This window comes from uncultured Roseibium sp., from assembly GCF_947496995.1.
GTDB lineage: Bacteria > Pseudomonadota > Alphaproteobacteria > Rhizobiales > Stappiaceae > Roseibium.
On the sequence record NZ_CANMFD010000005.1, the window covers coordinates 152657 to 170623 of the forward strand.

Annotated in this window: 16 protein-coding genes; 7 read left to right on the forward strand and 9 right to left on the reverse strand. The window is 61.2% G+C overall.

Translation table 11 applies throughout. The annotated features are described in order from the left end of the window. Positions 1–10: 10 nt before the first annotated feature. Positions 11–1051 carry a TRAP transporter substrate-binding protein DctP gene (gene dctP / locus Q1B40_RS19715; RefSeq protein WP_299818234.1) on the reverse strand — a complete coding sequence of 347 codons (1041 nt, stop codon included), beginning with the start codon at positions 1049–1051 and terminating at the stop codon, positions 11–13. 133 nt (positions 1052–1184) lie between these two features. Here dctP and Q1B40_RS19720 point away from each other — a divergent pair, with 133 nt between their 5' ends. Both Q1B40_RS19720 and Q1B40_RS19725 read left to right on the forward strand, forming a co-directional pair. Next, complete coding sequence (locus Q1B40_RS19720) at positions 1185–2597, forward strand: PLP-dependent aminotransferase family protein (RefSeq protein ID WP_299818237.1); 1413 nt, start codon at positions 1185–1187, stop codon at positions 2595–2597. Positions 2598–3096: 499 nt separating this feature from the next. Then, positions 3097–3486 (forward strand): DUF2794 domain-containing protein, encoded by a 390-nt coding sequence (locus Q1B40_RS19725; protein ID WP_299818240.1) that lies wholly within the window; start codon positions 3097–3099, stop codon positions 3484–3486. Between the two features lie 10 nt (positions 3487–3496). Here the strand turns inward: Q1B40_RS19725 and Q1B40_RS19730 are convergent, their stop codons facing one another. The 5 genes from Q1B40_RS19730 to Q1B40_RS19750 all read right to left on the reverse strand — a co-directional run bounded on the left by Q1B40_RS19730 (position 3497) and on the right by Q1B40_RS19750 (position 10685). Then, positions 3497–4150 carry an AAA family ATPase gene (locus tag Q1B40_RS19730; RefSeq protein WP_299818243.1) on the reverse strand — a complete coding sequence of 218 codons (654 nt, stop codon included), beginning with the start codon at positions 4148–4150 and terminating at the stop codon, positions 3497–3499. Positions 4151–4238: 88 nt separating this feature from the next. Then, positions 4239–6281, reverse strand: coding sequence for a S8 family serine peptidase (locus tag Q1B40_RS19735; RefSeq protein ID WP_299818246.1), 2043 nt, complete (start codon positions 6279–6281; stop codon positions 4239–4241). Positions 6282–6432: 151 nt separating this feature from the next. Continuing rightward, a complete protein-coding gene (locus Q1B40_RS19740) occupies positions 6433–7215 on the reverse strand; it encodes a Bax inhibitor-1/YccA family protein (protein ID WP_299818249.1) in 783 nt (260 codons plus the stop codon). Positions 7216–7389: 174 nt separating this feature from the next. Further along, complete coding sequence (locus Q1B40_RS19745; RefSeq protein ID WP_299818252.1) at positions 7390–9972, reverse strand: ABC transporter permease; 2583 nt, start codon at positions 9970–9972, stop codon at positions 7390–7392. Then, positions 9969–10685 carry an ABC transporter ATP-binding protein gene (locus Q1B40_RS19750; RefSeq protein ID WP_299818256.1) on the reverse strand — a complete coding sequence of 239 codons (717 nt, stop codon included), beginning with the start codon at positions 10683–10685 and terminating at the stop codon, positions 9969–9971. Before Q1B40_RS19750 ends, Q1B40_RS19745 begins: the two co-directional genes overlap by 4 nt. A 123-nt stretch (positions 10686–10808) precedes the next feature. Here Q1B40_RS19750 and Q1B40_RS19755 point away from each other — a divergent pair, with 123 nt between their 5' ends. The 3 genes from Q1B40_RS19755 (at position 10809) to thpR (ending at position 13300) form a co-directional block, all read left to right on the forward strand. Then, positions 10809–11438, forward strand: a complete 630-nt coding sequence (locus Q1B40_RS19755; protein ID WP_299818259.1) for an arylesterase — start codon at positions 10809–10811, stop codon at positions 11436–11438. A gap of 68 nt (positions 11439–11506) precedes the next feature. Beyond that, positions 11507–12559, forward strand: coding sequence for an NADP(H)-dependent aldo-keto reductase (locus tag Q1B40_RS19760; RefSeq protein WP_299818262.1), 1053 nt, complete (start codon positions 11507–11509; stop codon positions 12557–12559). A 204-nt stretch (positions 12560–12763) separates the two neighbouring features. Next, positions 12764–13300 carry an RNA 2',3'-cyclic phosphodiesterase gene (thpR, locus tag Q1B40_RS19765; protein WP_299818265.1) on the forward strand — a complete coding sequence of 179 codons (537 nt, stop codon included), beginning with the start codon at positions 12764–12766 and terminating at the stop codon, positions 13298–13300. Here thpR and Q1B40_RS19770 read toward each other — a convergent pair. Beyond that, entirely contained in the window at positions 13282–14469 is a 1188-nt protein-coding gene (locus Q1B40_RS19770) for a glycosyltransferase family 4 protein (protein ID WP_299818268.1), read from the reverse strand. The two genes, thpR and Q1B40_RS19770, sit on opposite strands and share 19 nt — an antisense overlap. An 85-nt stretch (positions 14470–14554) precedes the next feature. On the opposite strand from Q1B40_RS19770, the gene Q1B40_RS19775 reads away from it, so the two are divergent. Then, entirely contained in the window at positions 14555–15328 is a 774-nt protein-coding gene (locus tag Q1B40_RS19775) for an alpha/beta hydrolase (RefSeq protein WP_299818273.1), read from the forward strand. On the opposite strand, the gene Q1B40_RS19780 is transcribed toward Q1B40_RS19775, so the two are convergent. Further along, entirely contained in the window at positions 15325–15966 is a 642-nt protein-coding gene (locus tag Q1B40_RS19780; RefSeq protein ID WP_299818276.1) for a DNA-3-methyladenine glycosylase 2 family protein, read from the reverse strand. The genes Q1B40_RS19775 and Q1B40_RS19780 overlap by 4 nt on opposite strands. A gap of 92 nt (positions 15967–16058) precedes the next feature. On the opposite strand from Q1B40_RS19780, the gene gluQRS reads away from it, so the two are divergent. After that, the gene (gene gluQRS, locus Q1B40_RS19785; protein WP_299818278.1) at positions 16059–16943 is read left to right on the forward strand and encodes a tRNA glutamyl-Q(34) synthetase GluQRS; all 885 of its coding nucleotides are present in this window, start codon (positions 16059–16061) and stop codon (positions 16941–16943) included. Positions 16944–16955: 12 nt separating this feature from the next. On the opposite strand, the gene Q1B40_RS19790 is transcribed toward gluQRS, so the two are convergent. After that, on the reverse strand, positions 16956–17930 hold the full coding sequence (locus Q1B40_RS19790; protein ID WP_299818282.1) for an AEC family transporter: 975 nt from the start codon (positions 17928–17930) through the stop codon (positions 16956–16958). Positions 17931–17967 lie beyond the last annotated feature (37 nt).

Here is a 17967-nt window from a genome sequence, read left to right on the forward strand (position 1 = left end):
GAGGAAGGTCTTAAAGCAGACCCAGAGCAGTCATGAAGTTAATCTGACTTTCAAGGACACGGTTGGCGAGATCGTCATCCTTGGTGGCTTTTTTCCAGGATTCGACGGCATTGGCGCGATTGCTGGCAATGTCGGCTTCGTCCAGGTAGATCACCTCAACGCCTTTTTCCTTGTACTTTTCGAGAACCTCGGCGTTCTGCGTCATGATGTGCTGGCGCAGGGAGCCGGAGATTTCACGCGCGGCCACCGCAAGAGCGGCCTTGTAGGAATCGGGCAGGGCTTCATAGGCCGCCTTGTTGGCGACATAGCTCGTGGCCGTTGTCGGCTGGTGCACGCCCGGAAGGATGATGAACTTGGCGACTTCCGCCAGGCCTGCCTCGTAATTGGCCGTCAGGTCGCCCCGGTCGGCAAAGTCGATGAGGCCCTTTTCGAGCGCCGTATAGATCTCGCCCGTCGCCATCGGCGTGACCGCGACACCCATGTCTCCCATCACAGCCGAGGCAAGGCCGACGAACCGGCCCTTCTTGTCAGCCATGTCGGCAATGGTTTCCATCCTTACAGTGGAATGGATCGGCTCTTCGCCGTAGACGGTGGGGGCGATATAGAACAGGCCCGCCTTGTCGTAGGCTTCGCGCGCAAGTTCCAGCCCGCCGAGCTCGTAGAACCAGGCTTCGTACTGGTCGGATTCCGGAAAGCCGAAGGGGATGGACGACGTAAAGGCGAAGGCCGGGATCTTGCCGGCTTCGTAGCCGTCATAGGTTTTCATCAATTCGAAGGCGCCGGCACGAACGGCGTCAAATGCCTGGTTCGCCGGGACGAGCTGTCCTGCCGAAAACAGCTTGATGTCGAATTTGCCGTCGGTCAGCTCGCTGACGCGCTCAACGAATTTCTTTTCATATTCGAACGGGGTCGTGCCTGCGTCCCAAAGGGCCTGCATGCGCCATTCTACGGCGTCCTGAGCCTGTGCCGTGCCCGGTACTGCCAATGCCGCCAGTGCAGCCGCGCCGAAGGCAGCGCCCGCAATAAGTCCGCGTCTATTCAATCTGGTCATGTTTTCCTCCCTAGGAAGCTCTCGCTTTCTGGTTTAATGGTCGTGACTGTCATAAAAAATTTTGGGACAATCAAGGGACGGATAGCGGCAAAACTGAGGTCACTGTCCCAGTAAGAAAGCAGGGACAATCACGATGAGCGATGGCAGCCGACGGCTTTCCCGTGTCGACCAGATCGTTGAAAAGGTTGCTCTAATGGTTGAGGCCGGGGCTTACAAGACCTTTGAGCGGTTGCCCTCCATCCGTCAGGCTGCGCGCGAGAACGGTGTTTCCAAGAACACAATGGCCGAAGCCTATGACCGGCTTGTGGCCCGCGGGCTTCTCGAAGCCCGTGCCGGGTCGGGTTACTACATGGCCCAGGTGAGGATCTCTCCGCCCTTGGCGCCGGCGCCGCATGTCGCTGCCGCGGTTGATGGCGTGTCGCTGCTGCGCGAGCAACTTGAAAAGCACTACGAGGTGCGGCCGGGAGACGGACGGCCACCACCCTTGTGGATGGAAGGCTCGGAACTCAGGCGCCATTTCGCCAATGCCAAGTCCCCCTATCCGGAAGCCATTCAGTTCGGTTACGGCAGTTGCTGGGGCTATGGTCCGTTGCGGGAGCGCCTGCGGGTTCAACTGCTCGAACGTTCCATCCCCGTTCAGCCGGACGGGCTGCTGCTGACCCATGGGGTCAATCACGGGCTGGACCTGATCATCCGTCATCTGACCGAGCCGGGCGATACGGTCTTCGTCGACGAACCCGGATATTACCCGCTGTTCTCCAAACTGACCTTCGCCAAGGTGCAGATCGTCGGCATTCGCCGGGACCGGGACGGGCCGGACCTGGAAGACCTGACGGCAAAGCTCGCGCTGCATCGTCCGAAGATGTTCGTCACCCAGTCGCACGGACACAATCCCACGGGCGGGTCCCTGTCACCATCCCGGTCCTTCGGGTTGATGCAGCTCGCTGAACGCTGGGGCTTTCTGCTGGTGGAAAACGATGCGCTGGCCGATATCCTGCCTTCCACGCTGCCACGGCTCGCAGCGCTCGACCAGTTGAACCGTGTGCTTTATCTCGGCTCCTTTTCGAAGACGCTGTCGGCAAGTCTCCGGTGCGGCTATGTCGCCGGGGCGCCCGAGATTGTCCGCCGCCTGGCGGATATCAAGATGGTCACGCTGGTCAATTCTTCCGAACATGTCGAACGGTTCGTCTTCAATCTTATCCAGGCAGGACATTACTTGCGGCACCTCAGGCGATTGAGAGGACGGGTCGAGGAGGCCTGCAAGGCGACTTTCGAAGAGATGGAAAGGCTCGGGCTTTCGCTGATGGAAAGCTCCATTCCCGGGTTTTATCTGTGGGTCGAGTTTCCCGAGCACGTCGACGAGCAGGAGCTGTGCGCGCAGGCAAGCAAGCAAAGCATTTTCATTTCCCCGGGCTCCGTCTTTTACCCGAACCGCAAAAGCCGCGGGCGGGCCGCCATGCGCGTCAACGTGGCTCATGGAACGGATCCGAGGTTCATAAATTTTCTGCAGGAATTTCTGGGCAGGCCGATACGCGATAGCGCTTAAATCGGGATGTCTGCGGGCCGCAATATTGTTGGCGTAGACAGAGTGACCGATATATCGTGGAACACGCCGCACAAATGAAAAGGGCCGGCATGGCGCCGGCCCTTCAGTTGCCCTGATGTTTGACTCATAAAATCTGGCTGGCCGGTAAGAAACCACGGGGGGCTGGGGGGCTAATGCATTCCGCAGCTTCCACTGACCATACCCATCAGGGTATGAACCTAATATGGTAAGTTAAAATGGCTCGCCAAGGGCTGGATTGCGGCAAAAACAAGGAAATATCGGCATTCTTTCTGGGCAAAGTTCCGTTACGTCCTTTTTGGCGTTGTCCGCAGGAAATTTCATGGCAAGTTTACCTATATCGGCGCCGGAAAGGGCCGTTTCGGATTTGCGGACTTGCCATGGGGGCAAAAGCCGACGCATCATGACAGCAAGGTAACAGGAGACTGTTCCGGCGGGACGTTCCTGATCATTGCCAAACCGCAAACGGAATGGAGGCGGAATGAGCGAAGCCGATGATAGCGCGTTTCATCGCGGTGCGGGTGTCAACCCGTTGCCGCAAAGCCAACCGGCTCCCCCTCCAAAACCCGTCGTCGCCTTCAACCGGCGCGAACTCGATACGATCCTCAGGCTTTACGGCCGCATGGTCGCGGATGGCGAGTGGCGGGACTATGCCATCGACCTTCTGAACGACAGGGCTGTTTTCTCGGTGTTCCGGCGGTCTTCGGAAATGCCGCTCTACCGCATCGAAAAAGATCCGAAACTGGCCAAGCGTCAGGGCGCCTATTCGGTTGTCGCCACGGGCGGTGTAATCCTCAAGCGCGGCCGGGACCTTGCGCAGGTTCTCAAGGTTCTCGAGAAAAAGAAACACTTGCGGGTCGTGCGCGCCTGATGTCCGCCTCTCAAGGTGAAGCATCACTCTTGTAAACATCATCCGCGCATGATGAGAACTCCCGGAAGTAAGGCTCACAATACGTCCGCTCCAGGTGCATCATATAGGCATGCCGTTCCGGATCCTTGGCTCTTTGCAGGCCGCGGGAATGCCGAAGCGGTGCGGGGCAGTCGACATATATGGTTGCGTCGAACCAGTCCCTGACGGGCTCGTGCAACAGAAAGATGCCGTCGCAGAGCACGAGGTCCGGTTCATCCTCCCCGAGATGTAACGCGTAATGCGCGTTCAACTCCCCCGATGCCGGGTTCCACGCGCGGCAGAAATCGAAACGCCGCTGCTTGCGCAGGCCATCGAGGGCCTTTTCGATTTCGTTCCAGTCGTACCAGTGCCGCGGGTTTTCCTCATCGGCGCAGGTGTCGATGTCGGCAATTTGCTCTGCGATGCGTTTTTCGCGTTCCTTGAAGCTGTAGCGGGAAAACCGGTCGCATTCGAAATGATACGCCGTATCGGAAAGTGCTTCCAGGATCGATCGGCACAGCGTGGTTTTTCCAGCTCCGGCAAAGCCGCAGACCGCCACTATCGTGATGTCGTTGTGCCGTGTCTTTTCGCGCAGCCGCGCTGTCAACGTATCGAGGTCTGTGATCTGCTTCGGAGTGTTGTGCATCAGGTCTTGAGTGTCGCTTGCAGAAGAGGGGACGCGACCTGATCCGGCGTGATGAGACCTGTCGGATCGTCGCCACCGGCGGCGGAAATCAGAATTGCAGCGAGAGCTTGAAGTTGACCATATGGCTGCTGGCGTTTTCGCGAAAGGCGCCCGAATACCCAAGGGAGCTGCTGAGGCCCGTGTCCTTGAAATCCAGTTCCATCCCGGCGCCGACCAGCGCGATGTCGCGGCCGAGTTCAGCCGTGCTGCCCGTCAGTTGGGAGCCGAGCAGTTCGACGTCACGGGTATAGGCGTCCGGCCCGATGGCGCGGGCGTAGGCGACATCAAGCTGGGCATGGAGCGTCGCGAAGCTGAGGTCGGCGGCATGCGGGCGCAGGTTCAGCCCTATTCCGGCCGTCGTCCCCGTGACGCTGTCTGCCGATGCGGAAAGATTGAACACTCCGGCGCCGCTCTCGTCGTAGGATCCCATCCACTGGTGGACGAGGCGGCCGTGGAGATAGGGTCTGAGCGCACCGGCACGCGTCTCGATGCTGGAGCCGGCCCTTGCCGCCAGCCAGCCGCCGAGATCCGTGCTTTCACTGCTTGCTGTCAGGCCCGAGGCGCCCAGAATGGTTCCGCCCGTGCCCGAGATGTCCTTTCGCGTCTGATGTGTGCGAAACGCGCTGAACCCGGCGGCCGCGTCCGCGAAAAAGCTTTCATCGTCATAGGCGCCGAAGATCGCCAGGTGGTACCCGGTCACATCCGCCCGGTTGCTGCCCGCGTCAACCCGGGATCCGGTGAACCCGAGGGCCGCACCGAGCGTGCCGGTGTCGTTTCGAAGCAGCTCCATGCTGGCGAGCACGCCGCCCGACCAGGATGTCGCGCTGCTTTGCGACCCGCTTCCCGAAATCCGGGAGTTCGCGACGATCGGTTGAACCACGATCCTCTTTTCCAGCGGCTGCGCTTCGTTCGCTCCGTGGGTGGAGATCAGAACGTTGTCGCCATTGCCGCCGCCGACACCGGGAAGGCCCTGACCGCGGCGGGTCAGGTCAATGATCTGATTGAGTATATCCGCCTGCGCCCAGACGTTCTGGGCCGGGAAGGATGCGGTCTCGGTCTGTCTGGTTGCGACCAGATTGCCGATGTTGAGCAAGCCCCATCCGTAGACCTTGTCTATTCCTTCGGCACCGATGTCGGTTGAAGTTTGCAGGACCAGATCGGCCAGATCGGTTGCCGCCGCGTTCGGATACATTTCCCGGGCAATGGCCAGGGCGCCGGTGACATGCGGTGCGGCCATCGAGGTGCCGGAGTAACGGACATAACCACCGTCGTTGGCGGTGGAATAAATCCCGTCCTCATCTTCGTCGTCACCGCCGCCGGGAGCCGCCAGGCACCAGTTGGCGGCAACACCGCACCAGTTCGCATAGTCGGTGATCTTGCCATCGCGTCCGACCGCTGTGACGGCAAGCCAGCTTGATGTCAGCTCGGAAAAATAGACCGGCAACTGGGATTCCAGGGACGGGTCTGTTTCGCTGTCATTCCCGGTGGCCCAGACAAGCACTGCACCCTGGTTCGCGGCATTGCGAAAAGCGCCCAGCTGCTTCGGCGCGTTTTTCAGGATGTAGGCGCGGCCTTCCTCGATATCTTCCTCGTCTTCAGGATCGGCAGACTCTCCTCCCCAGGAGTTGTTGAAGAATTCGATGCCCTTGCCGAGGCCGTATTCGTAGACGCGCGGAACGGCGATCTCCAGTTCCTCGTCCTCGGCATCGCCGTCCTCGTCGAATATTGCGAGTGCCGTCAGCTTTGCGTCCGGAGCGACGCCCATCATGCCGGTGCCGTTTTTTGCCGCGCCGATGATGCCGGACACATGGGTGCCGTGACCGTTCGGGTCAGAGGTGACCGGGTCGAGCGTATTTCCGTCGAGGGAGAAGCCGCTCAGGTTCGGTGAAAGATCGGGATGCCCGGGGGTGATGCCGCTATCGACCACACCGATATTGACGCTCTTGCCCGTGTAGCCGGCCTGAAAAGCCGCCTCGGCATAAATCAGTGCGAGGCCGAACTGATTGGAAAACTCGTCGGCGAAACCCGTTCCCGGCACGAGGCAGGCGACGGCCGGCACAATGGCTGCCAGATGGAACAGGGGTTTGTGCATCTAAAGTCCGGAAAATTTGCAGGGTAAAATTTATTGAAAGGGATGCTAACCAGACATTGTCCTTTTAGTCAAAGCAGCTTTTGCATGTAATGAAAAAGGCCCGGCAAATGCCGGGCCTTTCCACGATACCTGATGTGATGCGTCTGCCGGATCAGTTACGGTTTCCGAACAGCTGCAGCATGAACAGGAACATGTTGATGAAGTCGAGGTAGAGACGCAGAGCGCCCATCACGGACTTCTTGGTGGCAACTTCGCTGCTGTCACCTTCGTAGTACATTTCCTTGATCTGCTGCGTGTCATAGGCAGTCAGGCCGGCAAAAACCAGAACGCCGATCACCGAGATCGCGAACTGGAGGGCGGCGGACGCCATGAACCAGTTGACGACCATCGCGATGATAATGCCGATCAGGCCCATGAAAAGGAACTTGCCCATGGCGGACAGGTCCTTCTTCGTGGTGTAGCCGTAAAGGCTCAGCGCGCCGAAAGATGCAGCGGTGATGAAGAAAACCTGTGCGATCGAGCCCGGCGTGTAGACCAGGAAGATCGAGGACAGGGAAATACCCATCACTGCGGAATAGACCAGGAACATGGTCCGGGCGGCAGAGGCGCTCATGGACTGAATCCGGAAGGACAGCCACATCACCATACCGAGCGGGGCAAGCATCACGAGCCATTTCAGCGGGCTGCCGTAGATGGCGACGCCGAGCTGGGTCAGCATGCGTCCGTTGCCGAGGCTGGCGACGGCGGCGCTCTGATCGGTGGTCGTGGCCATCATTGCGGTCAGCAACGCCAGGAAGCCGGTCAGCGCGAGGCCGATGGTCATGTAGTTGTAGACGCCCAGCATGTAGGTCCGCAGGCCCTGGTCGATGCCGGCCTCTGCGCGTGTGCCGGCGACCTGGTAGGCGCCTTGAGGTTGACGGTCAAAGGTCGACATGGTCGGTAAGATCCCCTCTTAGATAGACATTGCTTGCGACATCGCAGGCAACACAACTCCCTCAACATATGGGAAATTGCGGAGCCGAGCACAAGCCGGGAATTCTGAAATTTTCGTTATTCCGGCCCGCTTACCGCAAGAAATACCAATATACTTAAGATTCTTGTTCCAATTTCAGAGATTCCGGAGGACCGGAGCCGGTTTTTCGCCGAGGATCCGCCAGGTCCCGACAAGGCCGAAACCGACCGTCAGGATCAGCGCGATCAGGGCGGCGCTCGCGGCTGTCACCGGCATCAGCACAAAGGACCCACCCATGATCTGCGTGATCACGTACAAGGCGGCGATGCCGCCCGCGACCAGCGCGAACAGTGCGGTCACCAGCCCCAATATGGCGTATTCCAGTCCATAGGCAACGATCAGCCGTGTTCTGGTTGCTCCGAGGGTCTTCAGGATGACGGCATCATAGATGCGGCTGCGGTGCCCGGCGGCGAGCGCTCCGGCGAGCACCAGAACGCTGGCGATCAGGGTGATCGAGCTCGCGCCACGGATGGCCCAGGCCAGTTGGGCCACCAGATCGTTCACCTGGGAAATGGCATCCTTGACGCGAATGGCGGTGACTGTCGGGAAGGCGCCGGAGACGGCCTTCAGAATCTCCAGTTCGGTTTCCTGCGGAACGTCTTTGTCCCAGCCGAGGGTCATCAGATGGGCATGCGGGGCGCCTGCAAAGGTGTTCGGTGAGAACACCATGACGAAGTTGATTGCCAGCGACTGCCATTCCACGTCCCGGAAATTGGCAATTTCGGCGGTCAGTTCGCGTCCGAGCACATTGACGGTGATCATGTCGCCGATGCTGAGGCCGAGATCCGCGGCGGCTTCGGCGTCGAAGGACAACAGGGGAGGTCCGGTATAGTCCTCAGGCCACCATGATCCTGCCACCAGTTTCGAGTTTTCCGGTATTTCGGCCTGATAGGTGATGCCGCGGTCGCCGCGCAACACCCAGCCGGAGCCGTCCCGCGCAGGGGTGAACTCGTCTGCGGGAACCCCATTCAGGTCGACGATCCGCCCGCGCAGCATGGGAACGCTCTGCAGTGTCCCATCCGGGGCTTCCTCCGTCAGGAGCGCCTCGAAGGCATCTCGTTCGTGACTTTGAATGTCGACGAAGAAGAAGCTTGGGGCCTCATCGGCAATCGTCGCGGTCAGTTCGCGGCGCAGGTTGCCGTCGATCAGCGCAAGGGCCACCAGCAGCGACAGGCCGAGGCCGAGAGACAGCACCACCGAAGGCGTCAGCGCTCCGGGCCGGTAGATGTTGGCGATGGCCAGCCGCAGTTCCGTCGAGCGGACGGTGGGCAGCCGCCGTGCGGTGAACATGATGACCCGGGCAACAACGACCAGAAGGACAAAGGCCCCGCCAGTGGCGGCGATATAGATGCCCGCCATGCGCTGGTCGTGAGACAGGCCGATGGCGATGGTGGCAAGAACCAGCACGGTGACCAGGGTCGCGGCGAGGTAGCGCTTGCGCGGAAACTTCGGCCCGCCGGAAACGATGTCGCGGAACAGGGCGGTTGGCGGCACGTCATGTGCCCGGCCGAGGGGCCACAGCGCGAAGGCGAGCGCCGTCAACAGGCCATAGGCAAGCCCGAGGCCCAGTTCCGCCGGATAGATGTTCGCCGCGAGCTCTATCGGCAGGACGCCGGACAGGGCTGCGGCGGCCGCGAAAGGAAGCAGTGCGCCCACGACAAGGCCGATGCCTATACCGATCAGGGCCAGGATCAGCATCTGCACCAGGTATATCTGGAAGACGAAACCGCCGGTGGCGCCGAGGCATTTGAAACTGGCGATGACTTCGCGCTTGGTTTCCAGGTAGGCGCGGATGGCATTTGCCACGCCAACGCCGCCAACCACCAGTGCCGTCAGGCCGACAAGGGTCAGGAACTGCGCGAAACGTCCGATGCTGCGCTGCAGGCCGGGGGAGGCGTTGGCGCGCGAGCGCACCCGCCAGCCCGCGTCGGGATATTCGCTCTCGGCGTCTTCAACGATTGCGTCGAGGTCCTGAATATCCGGGGCCGGGTTCATGCGGACGCGGTAATGCCAGCGGACCAGGCTGCCGGGCTGGATGAGTCCGGTGTCGGCAATCGCCGCGTCGGAAATCATCAGGCGCGGACCGAATTCCAGTCCGCCTGAAAGCTTGTCAGGCTCGGCTTCGATGACGTCGGTGATACGCACATTTGTCCGGCCGAGGGCCAGGGTGTCGCCGACGGAGACATCGAGACGCGCAAGCAGCGCCAGGTCCGCTGTGGCACCCCAGACGCCGTCCTGTTTGGACAGCGCGGCCTCCAGCGGCTGGCCGGAGGCGAGATCGAGCGAGCCGTAGAGCGGATAAGCGCCGTCGACAGCCTTCAGTTCCACCAGCGCCTGATCGCTGCTGTCGGCATTGCGGGACATGGCGCGCAAGGTGGCTGCGCGCGACACGGTGCCCAGAGATTTCAGAAAATCGACCTGCTCAGGTTCGGCTTCCCGGTGGATCAGAGAGAAGGAAAGGTCGCCGCCCAGAATGGACTGGCCTTCTCTCGATATTCCTTCCGTCAGGGCGCGGGAAACCGAGGTTACCCCGGCAATGGCGGCAACGCCGAGGGCGATACAGGCGATGAATATGTAGAACCCCTTGAGGCCGCCGCGCAGTTCGCGAAGGGCGAAGCGGGTCGCCAGGGCGAAGGTCTGGTTGCCGGCACGGGCATGCCCCGGAACGAAGCCGCTCATGCGGAGACCTCTTGCTGAGCACCGGCGCCGGTGGTCCCGGCCTCGTCGATTTCACCGGAACGGACGCGGATCACGCGGTCGCATCTCGTCGCAAGGGCCGGATCATGGGTCACCAGAACGAGCGTTGTCTTGCGTTCGCGCTGGGCGGTGAACATGAGATCGACGATCTGGCTGCCGGTGGAGTCGTCCAGATTGCCCGTCGGCTCGTCGGCGATGAGGATTTCCGGTTCCACCACAAGGGCGCGGGCAACCGCGACGCGCTGCTGCTCACCGCCCGACATCTGCGCGGGATAATGATGCATCCGGTGGCCGAGCCCGACCGCGTCGAGTTCGGATTTGGCCTTGTCGAAGGCCTGCGGATCTCCGGCGAGCTCCAGCGGCACGGCGACGTTTTCAAGGGCGGTCATGTTGGGAACAAGGTGGAAGGACTGGAATATGATGCCAACATTGCGGCCCCTGAACTGGGCTAGCCTATCTTCGGAAAGCGGTCCGAGTTCGGAGCCGGCAACCTGAACCGTGCCTTCATCGGCCCGCTCAAGACCGGCCATTACCATCAGGAGAGTCGACTTTCCCGAGCCGGACGGGCCGACAAGGCCGACGGACGTTCCTTTTTCGATCCGCAGGTCGATCCCCTTGAGGATATGTACCCGACCGGCTCCGTCTCCGAGGGTCAGGTGAACGTTTTTCAAGGCGATCGCGGGCGAATTTGTCATCATCTGACCTTTACAACAGGCGTGCGATCGTCTTCCTGACAGATGCGTGCCCTCGACAATGGGAAGCTTTGCGACCATATGGGCCTGATGTGACGCGTCTTCCAGTCCTGAAAGAGGGTTAGTGTGAACCGGTTAATTCCCCTTCTATGTGCGGTGGCTTTTTTTCTGGTCCCCGTTGCGGCTCATTCAGCGGATCTGAAGCTGGTGGTTCTGGGCGACAGCCTGTCCGCAGGATACCGGCTCGCACCCGAAGAAGGGTTTCCCGAACAGCTTCAAAAAGTGCTGGATGCGCGCGGGCATTCGGTGGAGGTCATCAATGCGGGCGTGTCCGGCGATACGACGTCCGGCGGTCTTTCGCGGCTCGACTGGTCGGTCGGTCCCGACACGGACGCGGTGATCGTGGAACTGGGGGCGAATGATGCGCTCAGAGGCATTTCGCCTGAAATTACCCGTAAAAACCTTGAGGAAATCACCAGACGCCTGAAAGAGCGGGGCATAGCGGTGCTGCTGGCCGGCATGCTGGCACCCCGTAATCTGGGACCTGAATACGCAGATGCTTTCGATCCGATATATTCGGATATTGCAACGACCCAGCATACTCTGCTTTATCCCTTCTTTCTGGACGGGGTAGCTCTCGATCCGGATCTCAATCTTTCAGATGGCATGCACCCCAATGCGGAGGGGGTTGCCGTCATTGTCGAAAACATTCTGCTGAAAGTGGAAGAACTTTTGGCCAGAGCCCAGTCGTCTTGAGGGGTGAAAGCCAAGGCTAACGGCCTTTTTGCTTCCGCACCGCCCTTTTCAAATCAAAGGAATTCATGATGGAACAACGCCGTCTCGGCCGCACGGATGTGCAGGTAAGCGCCCTGTGCCTTGGAACCATGACCTTCGGAGAACAAAATTCGGAAGCCGAAGGCCACGCGCAGATGGATTACGCCCTGGACAAGGGCATCAACTTTTTCGACGCCGCCGAACTTTATCCCATCCCGCCAAACAGGGAGACCCAGGGGCGCACGGAGCGCATCATCGGGACCTGGCTTGCGAAAACCGGCAACCGCGACAAGGTGGTTGTCGCGACCAAGATTGTCGGGCGCACCGACATGGACTGGTTTCGGGAAAACGGTGAGTACGGCAGGCTCACCCGGCCGCAGATCGAATTCGCGGTCGACCGCAGTCTGAAAAATCTCCAGACCGACCATATCGACCTCTACCAGATCCACTGGCCGGATAGGCGCACCTCCGGGTTCGGCTCGAACCCGACGCGCTGGAGCGACGTGGAGCCGGCGGAGGATGAAAACAGCATCGATTCCACGCTGGAAGTTCTGGCCGACCTGGTAAAGGCGGGCAAGATCCGGCACATCGGCATTTCCAACGAAAGCTCCTGGGGCGCGATGCGGTATATCGCTGCCGCAGAGCGTTACGGTCTGCCGCGCATCGTCTCGATCCAGAACGCCTATTCACTGGTCAACCGGACCTTCGAGACCAACCTGGCGGAGGTCGCGCGCAGGGAAGATGTCGGCCTTCTGGCCTATTCGGCGCTGGCGCAGGGATATCTCACCGGCAAGTACCGTGACGGAGCGCTGCCGGCCGGTTCCAGGAAAGCCCTTTTCAACCGTCTTCAACGCTACGAAGACCCGCGCGCGATCCAGGCGTTCGATGCCTATGTCAACCTTGCGAAGGAAGCAGGGCTGGACCCTTCACAGATGGCACTTGCCTTCGCGATGTCGCGCAGCTTCATGACCTCGGTGATCCTCGGGGCGACCCGGATGGATCAGCTCGAGACGGATATCGCGGCAGCCGAGCTGAAGCTGAGCGAAGATGTTCTGGAAAAAATCGATGCGCTGCATCAGGAGTTCGGCAATCCGGCTCCATAAGGCTTCAATCCGGAGCTGCAGGGAAATCGGTTCAGACGAGAATCAATTTGCATGAAAAATGCCGGATGGGTTGCTCGCCGATCCGGCATTTTTGTCTGTCCAAAAGGAAAACCGGCGCGAATTCAGAAACTTGCAATTTTGTCTTGCGAATTTCATGAAGTTGATTCCTCATGGGTTTCATCAGCGACAGCGGAGGGAAAACCCATGCCGCGCCTATTTACAGGCCTTGAGATTCCGTCCCAGACGGGACTCATGCTTTCGATGCTCCGGGGAGGCCTTCGGGGCGCCCGCTGGATCGACCCGGAAAACTATCATCTCACCTTGCGTTTCATCGGCGACATAGACGACCGCACGGCCGATGAGGTCGTGGCGGCGCTTGACCGGATCCGCCGGGATCCCATCGAAATCCGCCTGAACGGGCTGGGCTCTTTCGGCAATGGCAGGCCGCATGCGGTGTGGGCCCGCGTAGAGCCGACCGCGCAGTTGGCCGAGCTGCAGGCTGAGCAGGAGCGTATTCTCCAGCGGATTCATCTACCGCCCGAACGGCGCAAATACATTCCGCATGTAACCGTGGCGCGTTGCAAGACCTCGACCAACGAGGATGTAGCGAAATGGCTGAGCGAGCGGGGAAATTTTCAGGCGCCGCCGTTCATTGCCGGCCGCTTCGTGCTGTTCTCCGCCAAAGCCAGCGTCGGCGGCGGACCCTATCTTGTCGAAGAGGCCTATCCGCTCGCAGCCTGACTCAGGAGCCCGGCGTATACAGCCAGGGTCTTCGCGCACATGGTTTCGACGGAAAAGTTCTGCCGGACATGGTTCAGTGCCCGCTCCGTCAGCTGCTTGCGGTTTTCCGGGCCCTGGCGCAGCGCCATGGAGATCGCATCGGCCAGCGCGTCCGGGTCTGCCGGCGGAACACGCCAGCCGGTCCGCTGATTTTCGGCAACCTCGGGCGGGGCCAATACGGTTTCCGGAACCGCTCCAAGGTCCGAGACGATGACGGGAACCGATGCTGCCTGAGCCTCGACCGCGGCCCGGCCGAAGGCTTCCGGTTCCGTCGAGGCGACAATTGCCAGGTCTGCCAGCGCCATGGCCGCGGGCACATCCGCGCAATGTCCGACCAGCCGCACCCGGTCATGCAGATCGTTGTCGGCAATCAGTTTCTTCAACTCGGCGACATAGTTCTCGCGGCCCTGGTGATCGCCTGCCAATATCGCGATGGGATCGCTGCCGCCGGTGTCCTTCAGCCGCGCCATCGCCTCAATGACGATCTTCTGGCCCTTCCAGGCGGTCAGCCGGGCAATGTTCACGATAATCGGATGTCCCGCCGGGATACCCCACTGGTCTTTCAGCGCCTGCTGGCGAAGGGCGCTGACATTGGCGGGGTCAAGGCCGTTCAGGTCCGAGCCGCGCTGGATCACGGTGACCCGGTCCCTGGCAAACGGATGCCTGTCGGCAATGAGCCGGGCAATGAAGTGGGAGTTGGCGATGACCGCGTCGCCGCGCGCCATGACGGAGTTGTAAAACGCTTTCAGGGTGTTCGACTGATTATAGGTGCCGTGGTAGGTCGTGACGAAGGGAACCTTCGCGCTGCGGGCAGCTTGAAGGGCAGACCAGGCCGGAGCGCGGCTTCGGGCATGAACGATGCTGACATTGCGCTCGGCAATCAGGGCGGCAAGCCGCCCGGCGTTTTTCCACAGTGTCAGCGGGTTCTTGGATTTGACCGGCATGAGGATATGTTCCGCGCCGACCTCGGTGAGACCGCTTTCCATCTGACCGCCCTGGCTGACCACCAGAGCGGTTCCCCCGGCGTCCACGATGGCCCGCGCCACATCCAGCGTCGTCTGCTCCGCGCCGCCGGAATTCAGGTCCGGGATGACTTGAAGGATTGTTGTGGCTGGGGGCAATCGATCCAAGTCTTCCCTCCGGGTGGCCTTTTGGATGCAAGGCCGGTATCAGCTGAATATGCAAAGATGAAGATAGCAGAACGAGAGCCATAATATGGGCGCGTGCGAACCGCAATTCATCCAGGTCGGAAAAAACGCTGAACAGCGCCGGATAGCGGTGCTGGAAACGCCGGGCAAGGCGCCGGCTCTTCTGTGGCTCTCGGGGTTCAAGTCGGACATGTCCGGAACGAAGGCCGTAGAACTTGCCGTGTTCGGTGCGGCGCGCGGGCAGGCGGTTGTCCGGTTCGATTATTCCGGTCACGGTCAATCCGGCGGCGATTTCGAGGACGCCTGCGTTTCCGACTGGCTGGAGGAGGCGGAGGCCGTGTTCGACCGGTTCTGTCCGGATGAGACCATCCTGGTCGGCTCCTCCATGGGAGGCTGGCTTGCTTTGCTGCTGGCGTTGAGCCGCAGGGCGACCGGCAGGATAAAGGGACTTGTGCTGATCGCTCCGGCGGTGGACTTCACGGAGGAACTGATGTGGAGACAACGCTTCACGGACGACATCCGCCGGACGATCCTGTCCGAAGGGCGCTGGGCGCAGCCTTCGGCTTATGGCGATGAGCCTTATGTCATCACGCGCAAGCTGATCGAAGATGGCCGCCGGCACCTGTTGCTGGGCGATCTGCTGCACGTTGGTGCGCCGGTCACGATCCTGCAAGGGGCGCAGGACCCGGATGTGCCCGCGAGCCACGCCCGGCGTCTGGTTGAGGCCCTGCCGCTCGACGATGTCACGTTTACTCTCGTTCCGGATGGCGATCATCGCCTGTCGCGGCCGCAGGACATCGAGCTGCTTCTGCGGGCTGTGGCGGAGATGTCGGGGACCTAGACCGGCATCGTGTCCCGCCCCTGCTTCTGCACCCGGTACCAGGACCAGAAGAGGCGCGCGGCGACGGCCCGGTGCGGTGACCATGGGGCCGCGATCTCATCCAGGGTCGCCGGGGCCGGTTTTTCGTTCAACTGCAGGGCATCGCGGACGGCGATCTGCAGCGCGAGATCGCCGCTCGGAAAGACGTCGGGATGACCGGCGCAAAACAACAGGAAGATATCAGCCGTCCAGCGGCCAATGCCCTTGATGGCGCACAGGCGTGCATGGGCCTCTTCTGCCGGGGCTTCGGCCAGATGCGCCAGATCGAGGCCGTCGCGGCATGTGGTTGCGATTGCGCGCAAAGTCCGGATCTTGGGGCGGGAGAGACCCGCGCCGGCAAGATCGTCGTCGGTGAAGTCCTCAAGCCGGTCAGCGGTGAGAGGCGTTACCAGCATCTGCAGCCGCTGAAAAATGGCAGAGGCGCTGGCCACCGACACCTGCTGTCCGGTGACGATCTGGGCAAGTCCTTCAAAATCCGCAGTCCTGCGCCGCAAAGGGATGGGTCCGGCAATCCGGGCGACGGAAGCAAGACGCGGATCCGATCTGATCAATTCGGACAGTCCGGCGTGAATGTCAGCTTCCGTGTCAATCGGTTTCATGCGGAACGATCTCGTTGTTTGCACCCGGCATCGGGGATGTTAGGACTTGAATTCAGGCCCACCGTCCCGTCAACCCCGTTGCCCTGGTTTCGATGACCGAACCCGTCTTCCGTTTCGCGCCCTCTCCAAACGGGCATCTGCATCTCGGTCATGCGCTGTCGGCGCTGCTCAATGCCCGCGCGGCCGCGGCGCTTCGCGGCCGGCTTCTTGTGCGGGTGGAAGATATCGACCAGACCCGCTGCACGCCGGAACTGGAACGGGACATGTTCGAGGACCTGGCCTGGCTGGGGCTTCAATGGGAGAAGCCGGTCGTCCGTCAGTCGGACTGCTTTGCGTTCTACCGGGAAGCTCTGGAGAGGCTGCAGGATACGGGACTGGTTTATCCGGCCTATCTGACGCGGGCGGAAATCAAGGCTTTCGTCAACCGGCAGGAGGCGAGCGGTAAATCTTGGCCGCGCGATCCGGACGGGGCGCCGCTCTATCCCGGCGACGAAGCGGTGTTGTCCGAAGCGGAACTGCGTCAGCGCGCGGCCAGCGATGCTTCTTTTGCCCTGCGGCTCGACATGAAAGGGGCGCTTGAACGGATCGGCGCATCGCCAGGCTGGCAGGAGGCCGGAGCCGAGGGTGCGCGTCTGTTCGAGCCGGCGGTCACGGTCGCGGCCGATGCGGCGGCATGGGGAGACGTGGTGCTGGCGCGCAAGGACACGCCGACCAGCTATCACCTGTCGGTGGTGGTGGATGATGCGCGACAGGGCATCACCGATGTGCTGCGCGGACAGGATCTTTATCATGCCACCAGTGTTCATCGGGTGCTTCAGGAATTGCTCGGCTTGCCGCAGCCGGTTTACCGGCATCACCGGCTGGTCATGGGTGAAGACGGCCGAAAATTGTCGAAATCGAACAGCGACACCAGCCTCAGGGCCCTGCGCGATGCCGGCATGACCCATACGCAGTTGCGCAAGCGGATCGGTCTTTGAGGCTGGCGCCGCTTAGCGCAGAGCCGCTCCGAACCACATGTCCAGAAACCAGATCCACAGGCTTGTGGTGATGATGGCGCTCAAGGTCGTCACGGTGATCGCATTGGCGGACATGGCGTGGCCGGTGCCGTAGCGATTGGCGAAGATATAGGCGTTGGCTCCGGTCGGGCAACTGGCCGTCAGGGTCGCCACGGCGGTCCAGAGCGGCGGCAGCTGGAAGACGAAAGCCCCGGCGACAAAGACGACGACGGGCATGACCAGGATCTTCACCGTTGCGAGCAGCAAACCAGGCAGCACGTTGCCGCGCATTCCGTATTGCACCAGGCTCATGCCGAGCGACAGCAGCGCCAGGGGCAGGGCCGTCGCGGCGATGCGGTTCAAGACGTCCATGCCGATCTCGGGAATTTCGAGGCTGGTCTGGCGCCATATGAAGGCGATGACGATGGCAAGGATGAGCGGATTTTTGGCAAGGTTCCGGGCGACGCCCTTCAGAAGATCCGCAAGCGGGGGCGTGGCTTCGCCGCTGTCGAGCGCGGCGGCGCGTTCCATGGCCACCGCCATAAGGACTGTCATCACGGACAGATGGATGGAGATGATCAGGAGCAGAGGAATCAACCCCTCTTCGCCGTAGACGGCGGAGATCAACGGCAAGCCGACCATGATGCCGTTGGCGAAAGCCGCCGAGATGCCGCCGATGGCTCCGGCACGGGCATCGCGCGCGAATCCTTTCCGGATGATCAGGGCACCGAGCGCCCAGGCGACGCCTACCCCGAGGAAATAACTGGCCCACAGGGCAAGCGGCACACCGGAGCTGAGATCTGCGCCGATCAGCGTGCGGAAAAGTAGCACGGGAATGGCGACGACGAAGACGAATTGTCCGAGGGCATCACTGGCGTTCTGCTTGAGCACCCGAAACTTCGCCAGCGCATAGCCGATGCCGATCAGAATGAAGACCGGGGCAACAATGGAAAGGGTTTGTCCAAGCATTGGAAGCGACGGCCTCTGGCTGAATCTGATCCGGTGG